The organism is Sphingobium sp. OAS761 (genome assembly GCF_024168485.1).
Lineage (GTDB): Bacteria > Pseudomonadota > Alphaproteobacteria > Sphingomonadales > Sphingomonadaceae > Sphingobium.
Window position 1 is genome coordinate 43,769 of sequence record NZ_JALJVY010000001.1, and the last position, 15,313, is coordinate 59,081.

The 15,313-nt window shown below is 66.0% G+C and carries 15 protein-coding genes; 10 read left to right on the top strand and 5 right to left on the bottom strand.

The features are described 5' to 3' along the window. Window positions 1-17: 17 nt before the first annotated feature. From J3E64_RS00225 to J3E64_RS00235, 3 genes are read left to right on the top strand one after another with little or no spacing between them, the layout of a single operon-like run. A complete protein-coding gene (locus J3E64_RS00225) occupies window positions 18-500 on the top strand; it encodes a helix-turn-helix domain-containing protein (RefSeq protein WP_253338386.1) in 483 nt (160 codons plus the stop codon). Between the two features lie 42 nt (window positions 501-542). Then, the gene (locus J3E64_RS00230; protein WP_253338388.1) at window positions 543-1,649 is read left to right on the top strand and encodes a sensor histidine kinase; all 1,107 of its coding nucleotides are present in this window, start codon (window positions 543-545) and stop codon (window positions 1,647-1,649) included. Continuing rightward, window positions 1,646-2,446, top strand: a complete 801-nt coding sequence (locus J3E64_RS00235) for a LytTR family DNA-binding domain-containing protein (protein ID WP_253338390.1) — start codon at window positions 1,646-1,648, stop codon at window positions 2,444-2,446. The genes J3E64_RS00230 and J3E64_RS00235 overlap by 4 nt, the downstream gene beginning before the upstream one ends. 72 nt (window positions 2,447-2,518) lie before the next feature. Here the strand turns inward: J3E64_RS00235 and polA are convergent, their stop codons facing one another. Beyond that, on the bottom strand, window positions 2,519-5,305 hold the full coding sequence (gene polA, locus J3E64_RS00240; RefSeq protein ID WP_253338392.1) for a DNA polymerase I: 2,787 nt from the start codon (window positions 5,303-5,305) through the stop codon (window positions 2,519-2,521). Window positions 5,306-5,424: 119 nt separating this feature from the next. Between polA and J3E64_RS00245 the strand changes: the two genes are divergently transcribed. Next, a complete protein-coding gene (locus tag J3E64_RS00245) occupies window positions 5,425-6,654 on the top strand; it encodes a hypothetical protein (RefSeq protein WP_253338394.1) in 1,230 nt (409 codons plus the stop codon). 3 nt (window positions 6,655-6,657) lie between these two features. On the opposite strand, the gene J3E64_RS00250 is transcribed toward J3E64_RS00245, so the two are convergent. Continuing rightward, window positions 6,658-7,824 carry a serine hydrolase gene (locus J3E64_RS00250; protein WP_253338396.1) on the bottom strand — a complete coding sequence of 389 codons (1,167 nt, stop codon included), beginning with the start codon at window positions 7,822-7,824 and terminating at the stop codon, window positions 6,658-6,660. Between the two features lie 173 nt (window positions 7,825-7,997). Between J3E64_RS00250 and J3E64_RS00255 the strand changes: the two genes are divergently transcribed. Continuing rightward, complete coding sequence (locus J3E64_RS00255; protein ID WP_253338398.1) at window positions 7,998-8,849, top strand: alpha/beta fold hydrolase; 852 nt, start codon at window positions 7,998-8,000, stop codon at window positions 8,847-8,849. Between the two features lie 112 nt (window positions 8,850-8,961). Here J3E64_RS00255 and nadB read toward each other — a convergent pair whose 3' ends face one another. Both nadB and J3E64_RS00265 read right to left on the bottom strand, forming a co-directional pair. Beyond that, the gene (nadB, locus tag J3E64_RS00260) at window positions 8,962-10,563 is read right to left on the bottom strand and encodes an L-aspartate oxidase (protein WP_253338400.1); all 1,602 of its coding nucleotides are present in this window, start codon (window positions 10,561-10,563) and stop codon (window positions 8,962-8,964) included. A 141-nt stretch (window positions 10,564-10,704) separates the two neighbouring features. Beyond that, on the bottom strand, window positions 10,705-11,631 hold the full coding sequence (locus J3E64_RS00265) for an ABC transporter ATP-binding protein (RefSeq protein WP_253338402.1): 927 nt from the start codon (window positions 11,629-11,631) through the stop codon (window positions 10,705-10,707). 181 nt (window positions 11,632-11,812) lie between these two features. Between J3E64_RS00265 and J3E64_RS00270 the strand changes: the two genes are divergently transcribed. The 5 genes from J3E64_RS00270 to J3E64_RS00290 all read left to right on the top strand — a co-directional run bounded on the left by J3E64_RS00270 (window position 11,813) and on the right by J3E64_RS00290 (window position 14,589). Further along, complete coding sequence (locus J3E64_RS00270; protein ID WP_253338405.1) at window positions 11,813-12,103, top strand: YggT family protein; 291 nt, start codon at window positions 11,813-11,815, stop codon at window positions 12,101-12,103. Next, window positions 12,100-12,423 carry a DUF167 family protein gene (locus J3E64_RS00275; RefSeq protein WP_253338407.1) on the top strand — a complete coding sequence of 108 codons (324 nt, stop codon included), beginning with the start codon at window positions 12,100-12,102 and terminating at the stop codon, window positions 12,421-12,423. Before J3E64_RS00270 ends, J3E64_RS00275 begins: the two co-directional genes overlap by 4 nt. After that, window positions 12,420-13,316, top strand: a complete 897-nt coding sequence (folD, locus tag J3E64_RS00280) for a bifunctional methylenetetrahydrofolate dehydrogenase/methenyltetrahydrofolate cyclohydrolase FolD (protein WP_253338409.1) — start codon at window positions 12,420-12,422, stop codon at window positions 13,314-13,316. The genes J3E64_RS00275 and folD overlap by 4 nt, the downstream gene beginning before the upstream one ends. A gap of 62 nt (window positions 13,317-13,378) precedes the next feature. Further along, complete coding sequence (locus tag J3E64_RS00285; RefSeq protein WP_253339346.1) at window positions 13,379-13,975, top strand: DUF4440 domain-containing protein; 597 nt, start codon at window positions 13,379-13,381, stop codon at window positions 13,973-13,975. Next, window positions 13,972-14,589: a MarC family protein gene (locus J3E64_RS00290; protein WP_253338411.1), complete on the top strand. Its 618-nt coding sequence runs from the start codon at window positions 13,972-13,974 to the stop codon at window positions 14,587-14,589. Before J3E64_RS00285 ends, J3E64_RS00290 begins: the two co-directional genes overlap by 4 nt. A gap of 19 nt (window positions 14,590-14,608) precedes the next feature. On the opposite strand, the gene J3E64_RS00295 is transcribed toward J3E64_RS00290, so the two are convergent. After that, window positions 14,609-15,175: a DUF1993 family protein gene (locus J3E64_RS00295; protein WP_253338413.1), complete on the bottom strand. Its 567-nt coding sequence runs from the start codon at window positions 15,173-15,175 to the stop codon at window positions 14,609-14,611. Window positions 15,176-15,313: the final 138 nt, after the last annotated feature.

Here is a 15,313-nt window from a genome sequence, read left to right on the forward strand (position 1 = left end):
GGCTATGCATTCAGGCGATGACACATAATCTTGCCCAGGATCTGGAAAACTGCGCGCTGCCCAGCGCTCTGGAGATGATGGGCGAACGCTGGTCCTTCCTGCTTCTGCGGGGCGCCCTGTCGGGCATCCGCCATTTCGAGGAATTCCAGTCCACCCTCGGCATCGCCCGGAATATCCTGGCCAACCGCCTGGCCCGGCTGGTGGAAAACGGCATCATGGTGCGACAGCCGATGCAATGCGACCGGCGCAAGGTCGAATATCGCCTGACGGACAAGGGACTGGAACTGGCGCCGGCGATGATCGCGCTGCGGCAGTGGGGCGAAAAATGGGGCTGCGGCACGCCCCGGTGCCAGGTGCTTGCCGACAAGCGGGATCGCCAGCCGATCCGCCGGATCGCCATTCAGGCGCATGACGGGCGAACGTTGGACCTGGCCGATCTCATCTGGTTGTGCGTGGATGAAGTCACGCCCATGGCCCAGGAGCCCTCTCAGGCTGCCTGACCCGGCTTCACGGCCGACGCGAAACCCTCTACGCTGTGCCTAATGTCCCCGCATCGCATCCAGCCTGAACCCTTTTTCGCGGACAAGAACCGTGCCTTCTGGAACCTGCAGTCGCTGGGCTGGGCTGGCGCCTTCCTGCTGCGCGGGTCCTCGACCATCGCGAACGGTCAGCCCTTCTCCAGCCTGGTCCCGGTGCTGATTTCCACCGTCACCGGCTATTCCGTCACCTTGCTGATCGCGGTGATGTTCCGTTTCCTGCTGAAGCAGAGGCCGATCGTGACGTGGGGCGCGTCGATCGTGACGGTGGTCACGGCCGCCGCGCTGGTGGCGTTCATCGACGCCTGGGTCTTTTCCACGCAGAACCGGGCCAGCGAGACGGCAGGTCTGCAACTGTTCCTGGGGGCTTTCTACCTGTCGGTGACGCTGATCGGCGCCTGGTCGGCGCTCTATTACGCGATCAACTTCTACCTGACGGTGGAGGAGCAGGCCGACCAGTTGCTGCGGCTGGAAAATCAGGCGGCCAATGCCCAGCTCGCGATGCTGCGCTACCAGCTCAATCCGCATTTCCTGTTCAACACGCTCAACAGCATATCGACGCTGGTCCTGCTCAAGCAGACGGACCGGGCGAACGCGATGCTGTCGCGCCTGTCGTCCTTCCTGCGCTACACCTTGATCAACGAGCCGACCGCGCAGGTCACGATAGAACAGGAGGTCGAGACGCTGAAGCTCTATCTGGAAATCGAGAAGATGCGTTTCGAGGACCGGCTGCGTCCCGCCTTTTCGATCGATCCGGCGGTGGGGAAGGCGCGGCTGCCCTCGCTGCTGCTCCAGCCGCTGGTGGAAAATGCGATCAAATATGCCGTGACTCCCAAGGAGGAAGGGGCCGACATATCCGTCAGCGCGCAGCCTGCCGGTCAAAATGTCCGGATCATCGTATCGGACACCGGCCCGGGATTGAATGATGGCGCTATCAAGCCGCACATTCCGATGAGCGAGGGAACGGGCGTGGGCCTGCCGAATATCCGGGACCGATTGATTCAGGCCTTCGGGGAACGACAGAGCTTCGAAACGCGTTCCACGCCAGGCGGATTTTCGGTCGTCATCGAAATTCCGCTTAACCTGGATGAACCATCGAAAGTGGCCGCATGACCATCAGAACGATCCTCGTCGACGACGAAAGCCTGGCTATTCAAGGCCTTGCGCTCCGTCTCCAAGCGCATGAGGATGTCGAAATCGTCGAAACCTGTACCAATGGCCGCGAAGCGATCCGTGCCATCAAGACGCACAAACCCGATCTGGTGTTCCTTGATATCCAGATGCCCGGCTTCGACGGTTTTTCCGTCGTGCAGGGCATGATGGAAGTCGAACCGCCGCTGTTCATCTTTGTCACCGCCTATAGCGACCATGCCATCCGCGCGTTCGAGACTCAGGCGGTCGACTATCTGATGAAGCCGGTGGAGGAAGGGCGGCTGGCCGATGCGCTGGACCGCGTGCGCCAGCGGTTGAACGAGAAGCGGCAGGTGCAGGAAGCCGAAAAGCTGCGCGAGGTGCTGGCCGAAGTCGCGCCCGAGGCGATGAGCGGCCTGTCTTCGGACGAGGATGCGCCGGCATCCAATCGCTTCGAAAAGCTCATCAACATCAAGGATCGCGGGCAGATATTCCGCGTCGACGTCGACACGATCGAACGGATCGACGCGGCGGGCGACTATATGTGCATCTATACCGCCGACAACAGCCTGATCCTGCGCGAGACGATGAAGGATCTGGAAAAGCGCCTGGATCCGCGCAATTTCCAGCGTGTGCACCGCTCTACCATCGTTAATCTCAGCCAGGTGCGGCAGGTGAAGCCCCATACCAATGGCGAATGCTTCCTGGTGCTGGAAAGCGGCGCGCAGGTGAAGGTCAGCCGTTCCTATCGCGATGTGGTGGCCCGCTTCGTGCACTGACGTGCGGCGAACGGCGATGTGACGCAAGGACGGGATGCCGGCGGTCGCTGGCGTCCCGCTTTGCCGGGTCGTTCAATGCGCCGCGCCCCAGCTTGGCCCCGTGCCGATCTCCACGCCCAGCGGGACCGACAATTTCACGATCGGTTCTGCGGCGCTTTCCATTACCCGGCGGATAACCGCCCCGGCCGCGTCCGCATCGCCCTCGGGCACTTCGAACACCAGTTCGTCATGCACCTGGAGCAGCATCCGGACACCGGGCAATCCCGCCTCCGCCAGCGCCGGCTCCATGCGCGCCATCGCGCGCTTGATGATGTCGGCGCTGGTGCCCTGGATCGGGGCGTTGATCGCGGCGCGTTCGGCGCCTTGCCGTTCATGCTGGATCGCCGCCTTGATGCGCGGGAACCAGGTCTTGCGGCCGAACAGCGTCTCGGTATAGCCCCGCTCGCGCGCCTTCTCGATCGTCTCGTTGATGTAGATGCTGATGCCGGGGAAGCGCTCATAATAGCGGCTGATCATGTCCTGCGCCTCGTCGGCGCCGATCTCCAGCCGCCCGGCCAGCCCCCAGCGGGAAATGCCGTAGAGGATCGCGAAATTGATCGTCTTGGCCCGGCCGCGCGTGTCGCGATTGACCTCGCCGAACAATTGCATCGCGGTGGCGGCGTGAATATCCTCGCCGTTCGCGAACGCCTCCTTCAGCGCGGGGACGTCGGCCATGTGCGCGGCGAGGCGCAGTTCGATCTGGCTATAGTCCGCCGCCAGGATGACATGGCCCGGTTCGGCGACGAAGGCGTGGCGGATCTGGCGGCCGACTTCAGTGCGGATGGGGATATTCTGAAGGTTCGGATCGGTCGAGGACAGGCGGCCGGTCTGCGCGCCGGTCAGCGAATAGCTGGTATGGACGCGGCCCGTATCCTTGTTGATCTGTGCCTGGAGCGCGTCGGTATAGGTGGATTTGAGCTTCGAGAGCTGGCGCCAGTCCAGTATCTTTCCCGCAATCGGCGCACCCTGCGCCTTGAGCTGTTCCAAAATGGTGACGTCGGTGGAATAGGCGCCCGACTTGCCCTTCTTGCCGCCCTTATATCCCAATTTGTCGAACAGGATCGCGCCCAGTTGCTGGGTCGATCCGATGGCGAAGGGCTGACCGGCGATCTCGTGGATTTCGGTTTCCAGAGCGGCGATGCCGGCGGTGAATTCGGCCGACAGGCGGGACAGTGCCTCGCGGTCGACCTTGATGCCCTGATGCTCCATGCGGGCGATCACGCCGACCAGCGGGCGGTCGACCAGTTCATAGACGCGGTTGGCGCCTTCATTGGCGACGCGCGTCTTGAACCGCCTCCACAGGCGCAGCGTGACGTCGGCATCCTCGGCCGCATATTCCGTGGCGCGATCGAGCGGGACTTCGGCGAAGCTGATCTGGCTCTTGCCGGTGCCGACCACCTCCTTGAAGCTGATGCATTCATGGCCAAGATGGACCCGCGCAGCCTCATCCATGCCGTGACCCGCCAGGCTCTGGCCGGCGTCGAGGTCGAAACTCATGACGATCGTGTCGTCATAGGGCGCGATTTCGATCCCGTGGCGGCGCAGCACGGTCAGGTCATATTTGAGGTTCTGGCCAATCTTGAGGACGGAGTCGTCCTCCAGCAGAGGCTTCAGCTTCGCGAGCACCAGCGCCTTGTCGAGCTGCTGCGGGCGCTCGGCGAACATGTCGGTGCCGCCATGGCCGACCGGTATGTAGCAGGCCTTGTTCGGGCCGGTGGCCAGGCTGATGCCGACCAGCGCGCAGGACACGCAGTCGAGCATGTCGGTTTCGGTGTCGACCGCGACCAGCCCTTCTGCCTGCGCGGCGGCGATCCAGCGATCCAGCGCCTCTTGCGTCACCACCGTTTCATAAAGGCTGCGGTCGATCGCGGGCTCTTCCGCCGGGGCGGGCGGCGGGGGCGGGGCATTGTCCGTCGCGACCGCGGCGCCGGCGGCCACCGCCACGGCGACGGCGGGCGCGCCCAGGCGGTTGAGCAGCGTCTTGAAGCCGTGGTGCGACAGGAATTCTTGCAACGGATCCTTGGGAATGCCTTTCAGCGTCAGTTCGTCGAGCGGTTCAGGCAGGTCCATGCTGTCGTGGAGCGCCACCAGACGCCGAGAGAGCCGCGCCATGTCGGCATGGGCGATCAGATTTTCCTGCATCTTCGACTTCTTCATCGCGGGCGCAGCCTCCAGTGCCGCCTCCAGCCCGCCATATTCGGTGATGAGTTTCGCCGCCGTCTTGGGGCCGATGCCCGGCACGCCGGGGACGTTATCCACGCTGTCGCCCATCAGCGCCAGCACATCGCCCAGCTGTTCGGGCTGCACGCCGAACTTGCCGACCACATAATCTGCGCCGCGCCGCTCATTCTTCATCGTGTCGTACATGTCGACGCCGGGCTGTATCAGTTGCATCAGATCCTTGTCGGAACTGACGATGGTGACGTGCCAGCCCGCTGCGACCGCCGCCTTCGTGTAACTGGCGATGATGTCGTCCGCCTCGAATCCCTCCTCCTCGATGCAGGGCAGCGAAAAGGCGCGGGTCGCGTCGCGGATCATCGGAAACTGGGGCACCAGGTCCTCGGGCGCGGGCGGCCGGTTCGCCTTATACTGATCGTACATGTCGTTGCGGAAGGTGTGCGACCCCTTGTCCAGAATCACGGCCAGATGCGTCGGCCCTTCCGCCTTGCCCAGCTCCTCGGCCAGTTTCCACAGCATCGTCGTATAGCCATAGACCGCGCCGACCGGTTGCCCATGCTGGTTGGTAAGCGGCGGAAGCTGGTGATAGGCGCGGAAAATATAGCCCGAGCCGTCGACGAGATAGAGGTGATTCTGGGTCATGGCGCATGGGATAGCCGCTAACCGCCCGGCTTGGAAACAGCGTCCGACCTGCGATAGGGGGGAAACAGTTTCCGCCCGGTTCGTTCCGTTTCCGTTTACCCGATCAGGCAGACCGACATTTGCTGATAACCAGCTGGATCATGGTCGTGGGCGCTATCGTCGTCGCGGCCATCACCCTATCGCCCCGCCTGCTGCGCAACCGGTCGTGGCGGGCGACCGTCACGCCGCTGGCGTCCATCATCGGATCGGGCTTTCTGGTCGCGGCGCCGGTCCTGGGGCAATCGGCCGGGCGCTTCGCGCTGTTCGCGATGCTGGGGCTGTGCGCCATCGCCTGGCTGTTCGGATCGGCCATCCGCCACAATATCCGCGTCGCGGAACCGCTGATCGAACCGGACGGGTCGCCGCTCTGGCTGGAACGCATCGACAAGGCGTCCGACCTCAGCCTCGCGGTCGCCTACTTCATTTCCGTCGCCTATTATCTCAATCTGTTCGCGGCCTTCGCGCTGCGCAATTTCGGCATCACCGACCTCGCGTCGGTCCAGTGGCTTTCGGTGTCCGTCATCGCACTGATCGGCCTGATCGGCACGCTTCGGGGGCTGCGCTGGCTGGAAAATATCGAACTGCCCGCCGTCGGCCTGAAGCTGGCGCTGATCGCCGGCCTGATCCTGGCCCTGGGCTGGGCTGTGGGTGACATGACGCTGGGCGGCGACCTGGCCTTGCCGGTGATAGATCATCCTGCCGGCATGCGCGAACTGGGCATATTGCTGGGCCTGGTCATCATGGTGCAGGGGTTCGAAACGTCCCGTTATCTGGGACATGCCTATGATGCCGCCCTGCGCATCCGCACCATGCGCCGGGCGCAGATCATCGCCACGATCATCTATGGGGCGTTCATCGCGCTGATGACGCCGTTCTTCGGCGCGGGGGTCGGTGACGGGCCGATCGAGGAAACGGCGATCATCGACATGCTCAGGCCGCTGGGCTGGGCAGTGGTGCCGCTGGTCACGATCACGGCGCTGGCGTCGCAGCTGTCGGCGGCGGTCGCCGACATGAACGGCGCGGGCGGGCTCGTGCGGTCGGCCAGCAGCAACCGCGTTTCGGTCAAATGGGGCTATGCCGCGACCGCGGGCGTCGCGATCGCCATCACGCTGGCCGCCGACCTGTTCCAGATCATCGTCTACGCGTCCAAGGCGTTCGTGCTCTATTATGGCCTGCAAAGCGCGACGGCGGCGATCCTGTGCTTTACGCAGGATCGCCGGCAACCCGTGCGGGGGCTGGTCTACGGCGTGGGCGTCGCCATCGCGCTGGCCGTCATGCTGCTGGGCATCCCGGCCGAAGGCGCGGGCTGACGTTCAGCGCGGCAGGTGGTTCGCCGCCACGGTCCTCGCCACGCCCTGCATCAGCTCCCACCGCTGCGGGATCGGCACGGTGGTCGACCCGATCATGACCGCCACCGCATAGCTGGTGCCGTCCGGGGCCGTCATGATGCCGATATCGTTATAGCCGGTGGACCGCGGCGCCAGATCCTGCCCGGTCCCGGTCTTGTGCAGATAGGACCATCCCGGCGGCACGCCGCCCTTGATCCGCTGCGGCCCGGTCTTGGCTTCTTCCATGATCGACAGCAGCAGGCGGGACGATGTGGCCGACAGCATGGTGCCTTCCTTCAGCTTCGCGAGCGCCGCGACGATGGATGAAGGGGCCGCACCGTCCGGCGGGTTGGCCAGATAATTGTCCAGCGCCTTTTCCCGGACCGCCATGGGCAGCTTCGCGCGGGCGGCATAGAAATTCCGGCCGACCGAATAATCCTGTCGCCAGTCCAGCCCCGCCGTAGCCGATTGCAGCAGCCGCTCGCCCGGACCGAAGCGTATGTCCCGGATCATCCGCCGCGCCAGGAAGCCGCGCACCGCGTCCGGTCCGCCCACGGCGCGCAACAGCGTGTCGTTGGCAGTATTGTCGCTCTGGGTCATGGCCCGCCGCATCAGGTCGGAATAGCTGGTCGTCCATGCCCCGTTCTTCGCCACCATCGCCGCGCTGGGCTGGTGAAACAGGGTCAGGTCGTTGCGGGTGATGGTGGTCGTGTCGGTCAGGCGCAGCTTGCCGCGATCGACCGCATCGAGGAAGGTCATCGACACCCACAGCTTCGACACGCTCTGCTGGGGAAAGAGCGCGGTGCCGTTCCAGGCAACGGTCCAGTCTGCATCGATACGCCGCACCGCAATGCCGACCTTGCCCCGGAAATTCTGGCCCAGTGTCGCGATAGCGCTGACCAGCGCGGGCGGCGGCGCATCGTCGCGATCGACGGCGCGATAGGGCAGGGACGGCGTGGTGGCGTTGCGGATCGGCCAGGTGGGATTGGCGGACCGGGCGGGCGGCAGCGGTTGTACCTTGGCCCGGGCCGGCGGCGCACTGGCCGCCGCATGGGCTGCGCCCGGCGGTTCCGGTGCGCTGACGCAGGCCGACAATGCCGCCATCAGCAGGACGAAGCGTGCAGGCACGCTCCGGCGTTCTTTCAGATTCATTCATGACCCCGCATATTCTTCGCCCATAAGGCAGGGCGGGGGTGCCCATGGGCAAGGCGGATGCGACGAATGATTCAACAAATGCGATATAAGGATGGGGCGGACCGGAACTGTTTGATCCTGCGCAGAAAGGATCAGTTGAGGTTCATCGGCGGCGGGCGATAAGAACGGCCATGACGACCAGATTGATCGACAGGCGCGCGCTGCTCGGCGGCGCTGCCGCTGCCGCCGGCCTGTGCCGATGGCCGGGGGCCGCATTCGCCGCCACCCCGTTCGCGTCGCGGCGCATTGCCGTCACCGTGCGTGGGGAGGGGCGCGACCTGCTGCTCATTCCCGGTCTCGCCAGTGGTCCTGCCATCTGGAACGATGTGGTGACTGGCCTGCCGGGTTATCGCGTCCATCTGATCCATGTGCGCGGCTTTGCCGGACTGGCGGCGCAGGCCAATGCCGACGGACCGCTGCTGCGTCCGCTCGCCGATGAGATCGCGCGCTATGTTTCGGAGGCGCGGCTGGGCCGTCCGGCGGTGGTCGGGCATTCGATGGGCGGCATGCTGGCCATGATGCTGGGGCTGCGCGGCGTGCCCGGACGGGTCATGGTCGTGGACATGCTGCCCGCGGGCGCGGCCATGGTGGGCGGCACCGCCAGCGGTCTGGGCTTTCTGGCCGATCAGCTGAGCGGCTATCTGACCGGGACGGTGGCGGGGCGGCGCTATCTGGCGACCATGGTGGCGCAGGCACCGGGCGCGCGCGACAGCGACCCGGACGTCATCGCGCTGGCGCTGCGCGATCTTGCCAACATGGACCTCGGGCCGGACCTGCGGCGGCTGTCCGTGCCGCTGGAGGTCGTCTACGCGATCGGCCGGGATGCGGAACAGGCCAAGGCCATCGGGCAGCGGTTCCGTGCGGCCTATGCGGGCAAGGCCGATGCGCAGCTCGTTGCGATAGGGCCATCGGGCCATATGGTGATGCAGGATCAGCCGGCACGCTTTCGGGCGGCGCTCGCGACATTCCTGCGGCAGATTTGACCATGGTCAAAGGCGGGGCGGGGCAGGCGCGGTAAACCGTCTGTACGGACGCGCTTTCAGCGCCCCTCCTCCAACTGCAAGGCGCGGCGCCGACTGGCTGCCGCGCCATTTTTTACGGCGTCAGCACCGTGTCGACCGCCTGCGGCAGCGTGTCGGGATAGTCGAGCGTGTAGTGCAACCCCCGGCTTTCCTTGCGATGCAGCGCCGAACGGACCACCAGCCGCGCGACCTCCAGCAGGTTGCGCAGTTCGATCAGGTCGGGCGTCACCCGGAAATTGCCGTAATAATCGTCCACTTCCCGGGCCAGCAGGTCGATGCGGTGCTGCGCGCGCTCCAGCCGCTTGGTGGTGCGCACGATGCCGACATAGTCCCACATGAAGCGGCGGATTTCCTTCCAGTTGTGCTGGACGATGACTTCCTCGTCGCTGTTGGTGACGCGGCTTTCGTCCCACGGCCGGATCGGTGGCGGGGCGGGCAGTTCGTCCCAATGGGCGCGGATGTGCCGGGCGGCCGCCTCGCCGAACACGAAGCATTCCAGCAGCGAATTGGACGCCAGCCGATTGGCGCCGTGCAGGCCGCTCTCGGTGACTTCGCCCGCCGCATAGAGGCCGGGCAGGTCGGTGCGCCCGTCAAGGTCGATGATGACGCCGCCGCAGGTGTAATGCTGCGCCGGGACGACCGGGATCGGTTCCTTCGTGATGTCGATGTCCAGGTCCAGCAGGCGCGCATGGATGGTCGGGAAGTGATGTTTCACGAACTCGGGCGGCTTGTGGCTGATGTCGAGATGGACATAGTCGAGCCCCAGCCGCTTGATCTCGTGGTCGATGGCGCGTGCCACCACATCGCGCGGGGCCAGTTCCTCGCGCGGGTCGAAACGGGGCATGAAGCGCTCGCCGCCGCCCGGCACGCCGGGGGGCAGCTTCAGATGGCCGCCCTCGCCGCGCACGGCCTCGGTGATCAGGAAATTCTTGACCTCCAGATTATAGAGGCAGGTCGGGTGAAACTGGTTCATCTCCATGTTGGAGACGCGGCACCCCGCGCGCCAGGCCATGGCGATGCCGTCCCCGGTCGCGCCGCGCGGGGCGGTGGAAAAAAGGTAAGTGCGTCCCGCGCCGCCCGTACACAGGATCGTTGCCTTGGCCAGCAGCGCATCGACATGCTTCGTCTGCTTGTTGAAGGCGTAGACGCCCCAGACATGGCCGTCGCCCGAATAGCGCTCGCCATGGCGGGATGTGATGAGGTCGAGGGCGACCATATCCTCCATCAGGGTGATGTTGGGGTTGGCGCGCGCGGCCTTGAGCAGGGCGACCTGCACGGCGTGGCCGGTAGCGTCGTCGACATGCACGATGCGCCGGTGGCTATGCCCGCCCTCGCGGGTGAGGTGCCAGCGTTCCCCGAATTCCTCGCCCCCGTTGAACGGCACGCCCAGCGCGGCCAGCCGCTCGATCGCGGCGGGCGCTTCGGACACGACGAACTCGACCGTCTCCAGATTGTTGAGGCCCGCGCCCGCCACCATCGTGTCGTGGACATGCGCCTCGAAACTGTCACCCGCGTCGAGTACGGCGGCGATGCCGCCCTGCGCCCAGTTGGTCGACCCGCCATCGAGCGCGCCCTTGGCCAGCACCAGCACCTTGCGATCCTGCGCCAGGTTGATGGCGGCCGTCAGCCCCGCCGCGCCGGAGCCGATGATGATGACGTCATGGGTGGTGGGCATAATCGGGCCTTCTATATCCGCGCGTCCCGAGCGCAGCCGAAGCACGGGCGCGAACGAAGTGAGGTTTTGCCTTCGCTACGCTCTGGCATGGGCTTCGACAAGCTCTCCTGCGCGTGCCGAAGGGCCAGACGGGGTCGGATATTACGCCGCCGCCGTCAGGTTCAGGAACACATCCTCCAGGTCCGGGTCGCGGGTCACCACGTCGACGATGGCCAGGCCGCTGGCCTGCACCGCGCTCAACACCTGGCCGGCATTGGCGCGGTCCTTGCTGTAGGTGATGGTCAGCGTGCGCTCGCCCGACAGTTCGACCTTTTCGAAACAGGGGGCGTCAGGCGCCACGGTCAGGTCGCGGTCGACCGTCACCTGCACCACCTTTTCCTGCGCCATCGCGATCAGTTCGCGGGTCGGCTTGTCGGTGATCAGCTTGCCATGGTTGATGATGCCGATCCGGTCGCACAATTCCTCGGCTTCTTCCAGATAATGGGTGGTCAGCACGATGGTCACGCCCATGGCGTTGAGTTCCCGCACATATTCCCAGAGCTGCTGGCGCAATTGCACGTCGACCCCCGCCGTCGGTTCGTCCAGCACCAGGATCGGCGGGCTGTGCACCATCGCCTTGGCCACCAGCAGGCGGCGCTTCATCCCGCCCGACAGGGTTCGGGCATAGGCATGGGCCTTGTCGTCCAGATGGACGGCGCGCAGCAATTCCATCGACCGCCGCCGGTCGGTCGGCACGCCGTAGAAGCCGGCCTGGTTCTCCAGCGTTTCGAACGGCGTGAAAAAGGGATCGAACACGATTTCCTGCGGGACGATGCCGATCGAATTCTTGGCGTTGCGCGGATTTGCGTCGATGTCGAAGCCCCATATGCGCACGTCGCCTTCGGTCTTGTTCACCATCCCGGCCAGGATGTTGATGGTGGTCGACTTGCCCGCGCCGTTCGGCCCCAGCAGGCCGTATATCTGGCCACGCGGGATCGACAGGTCGATCCCGTCGAGCGCGCGCTTGCCGCCCTTGTAGACCTTGGTGAGGTTGCGGATCTCGATGGCGGGGGTAGGACTGTCGGTCATGCTTCCACTCTATGGGGATCGAAACGACGGAAAGAAAGGGCCTGTTGGCCGGCGACATGCCGCCAGCGAAAGCGGCGCCGGTCGGACGATCCGGCACGTTGGTGGAATATGGCCAGCACGGCGCTTGTGGCGGGGTGGCCCGGTCGGCTAGAGCGACGTTTACGCATCAACGGAGACCCCTGTGGCCTACGCGCTCTATCAGATCATCATCATCCTGCTCGACGTCCTGTGGTGGATCATCATCATCCAGGCGGTGATGAGCTGGCTGATCGCCTTCAACGTCGTCAACATGGGCAATGATTTCGTCCGCACCGTGATGGTTGCGCTCGACCGGATGACGGCGCCGATCTACAATCCGATCCGGCGGATCATGCCGGATCTGGGTGCGCTCGACCTGTCGCCGATGGTGGTGCTGCTCGCCATCCTCATCATCCGGCAGGCGATCCTGCCGCCGCTGTTCGGGCTGGTTTGACCGGCCTTGGCCGTGCCGGCGACGACCTGCTGCTTGCCGTCCGGCTGACGCCGGGCGCCGCCAGGGACGACATCGGCGGCGGCTGGACCGATGAAAAGGGCGCGCGCTGGCTGTCGGCGCGGGTCCGCGCCGTGCCGGAAAGGGGCAGGGCCAACGCCGCGCTGATCGCCCTGCTGGCGCAGCGTATCGGCTGGAGCAAAAGCGCGATTTTGCTGGAATCGGGTGACAGCAACCGGCTAAAGCGGCTGCGCATCCGCGGCGGCGCGCAGGATGAGGCGCGGATCGTCGCGCTTATCGAAACATGGATGGACGGAACATGACGATCGGCAAGATCATCGACGGTAAGGCTTTCGCGACGGGCCTGCGCGACCGGGTGGGCGATGGCGTGGCGGACTTCGTGGCCGCCGCCGGGCGCAAGCCGGGTCTGGCCGTCGTGCTGGTGGGTGAGGATCCGGCCAGCGCCGTCTATGTCCGCAACAAGGGCAGGATGACGGTCGCCGCCGGCATGGAAAGCTTCGAATTCAAGCGTCCCGCCTCGATCGAGGAGGACGACCTGCTCGACCTGATCGAGGAACTGAACCATGACGACCGGGTCGACGGCATTCTGGTCCAGTTGCCCCTGCCTGCCCATATCGACGAGACGGCGGTGATTGCCGCGATCGACCCGGCCAAGGATGTGGACGGGTTTCATGTCGTCAATTCCGGGCGGCTGGCGACCGGGCAGGATGCGCTGGTGCCATGCACGCCGCTGGGCTGCATCATGCTGCTGAAGGACGAACTGGGCGACCTGTCCGGTATGGAGGCGGTGGTGGTCGGCCGCTCGAACATCGTCGGCAAGCCGATGGCGCAATTGCTGCTCGCCGAAAACTGCACCGTCACCATCGCCCACAGCCGCACCCGCGATCTCGCCAGCGTCGTCCATCGCGCCGACATCGTGGTGGCGGCCGTGGGCCGGCCGGAAATGGTGAAGGGCGAATGGATCAGGCCCGGCGCCACGGTCATCGACGTCGGCATAAACCGAGTCGCCGACGACGATGACGACGGGCGGACCCGGCTGGTCGGCGATGTCGCCACGGCAGAGGCACTGGCCCATGCGCGCGCCATCACCCCCGTGCCCGGCGGCGTCGGCCCGATGACCATCGCCGTCCTGCTCCGCAACACGCTGGTGGCGGCCCATGCGCGTGCCGGGCTGGCGGCGCCGGAGGGGTTGTGACGCCGACGCGCGGCATCTCGCTGGCGCTCGCCGCGCTGGCGCTGGTCGCCGCGCGGCCGCCCATGCGGTTCCAGCCCGATCCCAGTTCGGTGATCGCGGCGGAAATCGCCTTCAACCGGCTGGCGCAGGACAAGGGCCAATGGACGGCATTTCGCGCCACCGCCGCCGATGACGCGGTGATGTTCGTGCCGCGCAAGGTGCTGGCGAAGGACTGGCTGAAAAAGCAGGCGGATCCGCCCGCCTCGGTCAGCTGGACGCCCTCCGTCGTCTATGTGTCCTGCGACGGGCGGCTCGCCGCGAGCACGGGCAACTGGACCCGCCCTGACGGGTCGGTCGGCTATTTCACCACCATCTGGCGCCGCGACAAGAAAGGCACCTGGCGGTGGGTGCTGGACCATGGCGACCGGCTCGCGACGCCCCGTCCGGCGCCCGATTATCTGACCGGAAAGGTCGCGACCTGCAAACGTGGCGCCACCTCGGCAGGCGGCCCGCCGCCGCCGGCCGCTCCCGATAAGGACGGCCCGCCTCCCGCCGACCGGAGCCTGCTCTGGACCGCCGATGTCGCGCCGGACGGCGCCCGCCGCGTGACGGTGCGGATGTGGACGGGCGAGGGCTATGAAACGGTGATCGACGACCAGGTCGGGGCGGCGGTGCCATGATCGAACTGTTCCTGTCCGCTTTCGTCACCCTGTTCGTGGTGATCGATCCGCCCGGCTGCGCGCCCATCTATGCCAGCCTGACTACCGGCGCGAGCACGGCCCAGCGCCGGGCGATGGCCATTCGCGCGGTCGGCATCGCCGCGGCGATCCTGCTTGTCTTCGCCCTGTGGGGCAAGCAGCTGCTGCACGTGCTGGGGATCGAACTGGACAGCTTCCGGATCGCCGGCGGCATCATGCTGTTCATGATCGCGATGGACATGGTGTTCGAAAAGCGCACCCAGCGGCGCGAGGACCGGGCGCAAAAGATCGCCGACACCCCGGAAATAGAGGATGTGTCCGTCTTTCCCATGGCGATGCCGATGATCGCCGGGCCGGGATCGATCGCCACCGTCATGCTGCTGATGTCGCGGGCCAGCGGCCTGCCCGAACGCATGGTGGTGCTGGGCGCGGTCGTCGCGACGCTGGCGCTGATGCTGGCGTCCCTGATGGCGGCCGGGCCGTTGATGGCACTGCTCGGGCGCAAGATAGAGGCGGTCATCACCCGCCTGCTCGGCGTGCTGCTCGCCGCGCTCGCCGCGCAGTTCGTGATCGACGGGCTGAAGGCCAGCTTCTAGCCCGCTTCCGATCCCCGCCTCAGCTCTGCGGCATCGTGCCTGGACGCAGGAAAGGGAACATGTGGGCGACATAATCCGCCTTGCCCAGTTCCACGCCCTCCCGCCGCAGGATGGCGTAGGCGGTCATGATGTGGAAGTAGAATTGCGGCATCGCCCAGTCGCGCGCGAACTGTTCCGCCGTCAGGTCGAAGACCAGCCCCATGGGCAGGTCATGGGCGATCATCCTGTCGGGGTCGCCGTCGGCGATCTGTGCGGCCAGCGCTTCCACCAGCGCCAGCGTCTGGGCGATCCGGGCCTGCGCGTCGGCGATGGTGCCGGGCCGTTCGCCGGCATCGCGGCCCTCGTCCAGCAATTGCGTCAGCGCGGGCGGGAAAGCCTCGCCCTTCAGCCGATAGAGACCCTCCTGCGCCTGGACGCAGGCGAAGCGGACCTGCGTGGACAGAGGGAACATGTCGGGCGCCAGCCGGGCGGACATCAGCGCATCCGCCGTGTCGCCGGGCATCTGTGCCTGCGCCTTGGTCAGCCAGGCGGACAGGGCCTTGAGCATCTGCACATAGGTCGGGGCCAGAAGGTCGGTGAGCGTCATGCCAGTCCTTTCGCGCGTGGGGCCGCACCGCCATCGGGCCGGCATGGGCGGGATAGGCCCGGTCGTGCCGGGATGCCAGCTTCGAACGCTCCGACCGTCGACAAAAAAGCGGCGCTCCCCGCAGGGAGCGCCGCCTTC

Bases quoted from the DNA above. Each gene is read 5' to 3' on its own strand.
- J3E64_RS00225 (WP_253338386.1), top strand. From the start codon at position 18: ATGACACATAATCTTGCCCAGGATCTGGAAAACTGCGCGCTGCCCAGC.
- J3E64_RS00230 (WP_253338388.1), top strand. From the start codon at position 543: ATGTCCCCGCATCGCATCCAGCCTGAACCCTTTTTCGCGGACAAGAAC.
- J3E64_RS00235 (WP_253338390.1), top strand. From the start codon at position 1,646: ATGACCATCAGAACGATCCTCGTCGACGACGAAAGCCTGGCTATTCAA.
- polA (WP_253338392.1), bottom strand. From the start codon at position 5,305: ATGACCCAGAATCACCTCTATCTCGTCGACGGCTCGGGCTATATTTTC.
- J3E64_RS00250 (WP_253338396.1), bottom strand. From the start codon at position 7,824: ATGAATCTGAAAGAACGCCGGAGCGTGCCTGCACGCTTCGTCCTGCTG.
- J3E64_RS00255 (WP_253338398.1), top strand. From the start codon at position 7,998: ATGACGACCAGATTGATCGACAGGCGCGCGCTGCTCGGCGGCGCTGCC.
- nadB (WP_253338400.1), bottom strand. From the start codon at position 10,563: ATGCCCACCACCCATGACGTCATCATCATCGGCTCCGGCGCGGCGGGG.
- J3E64_RS00265 (WP_253338402.1), bottom strand. From the start codon at position 11,631: ATGACCGACAGTCCTACCCCCGCCATCGAGATCCGCAACCTCACCAAG.
- folD (WP_253338409.1), top strand. From the start codon at position 12,420: ATGACGATCGGCAAGATCATCGACGGTAAGGCTTTCGCGACGGGCCTG.
- J3E64_RS00285 (WP_253339346.1), top strand. From the start codon at position 13,379: ATGCGGTTCCAGCCCGATCCCAGTTCGGTGATCGCGGCGGAAATCGCC.
- J3E64_RS00290 (WP_253338411.1), top strand. From the start codon at position 13,972: ATGATCGAACTGTTCCTGTCCGCTTTCGTCACCCTGTTCGTGGTGATC.
- J3E64_RS00295 (WP_253338413.1), bottom strand. From the start codon at position 15,175: ATGACGCTCACCGACCTTCTGGCCCCGACCTATGTGCAGATGCTCAAG.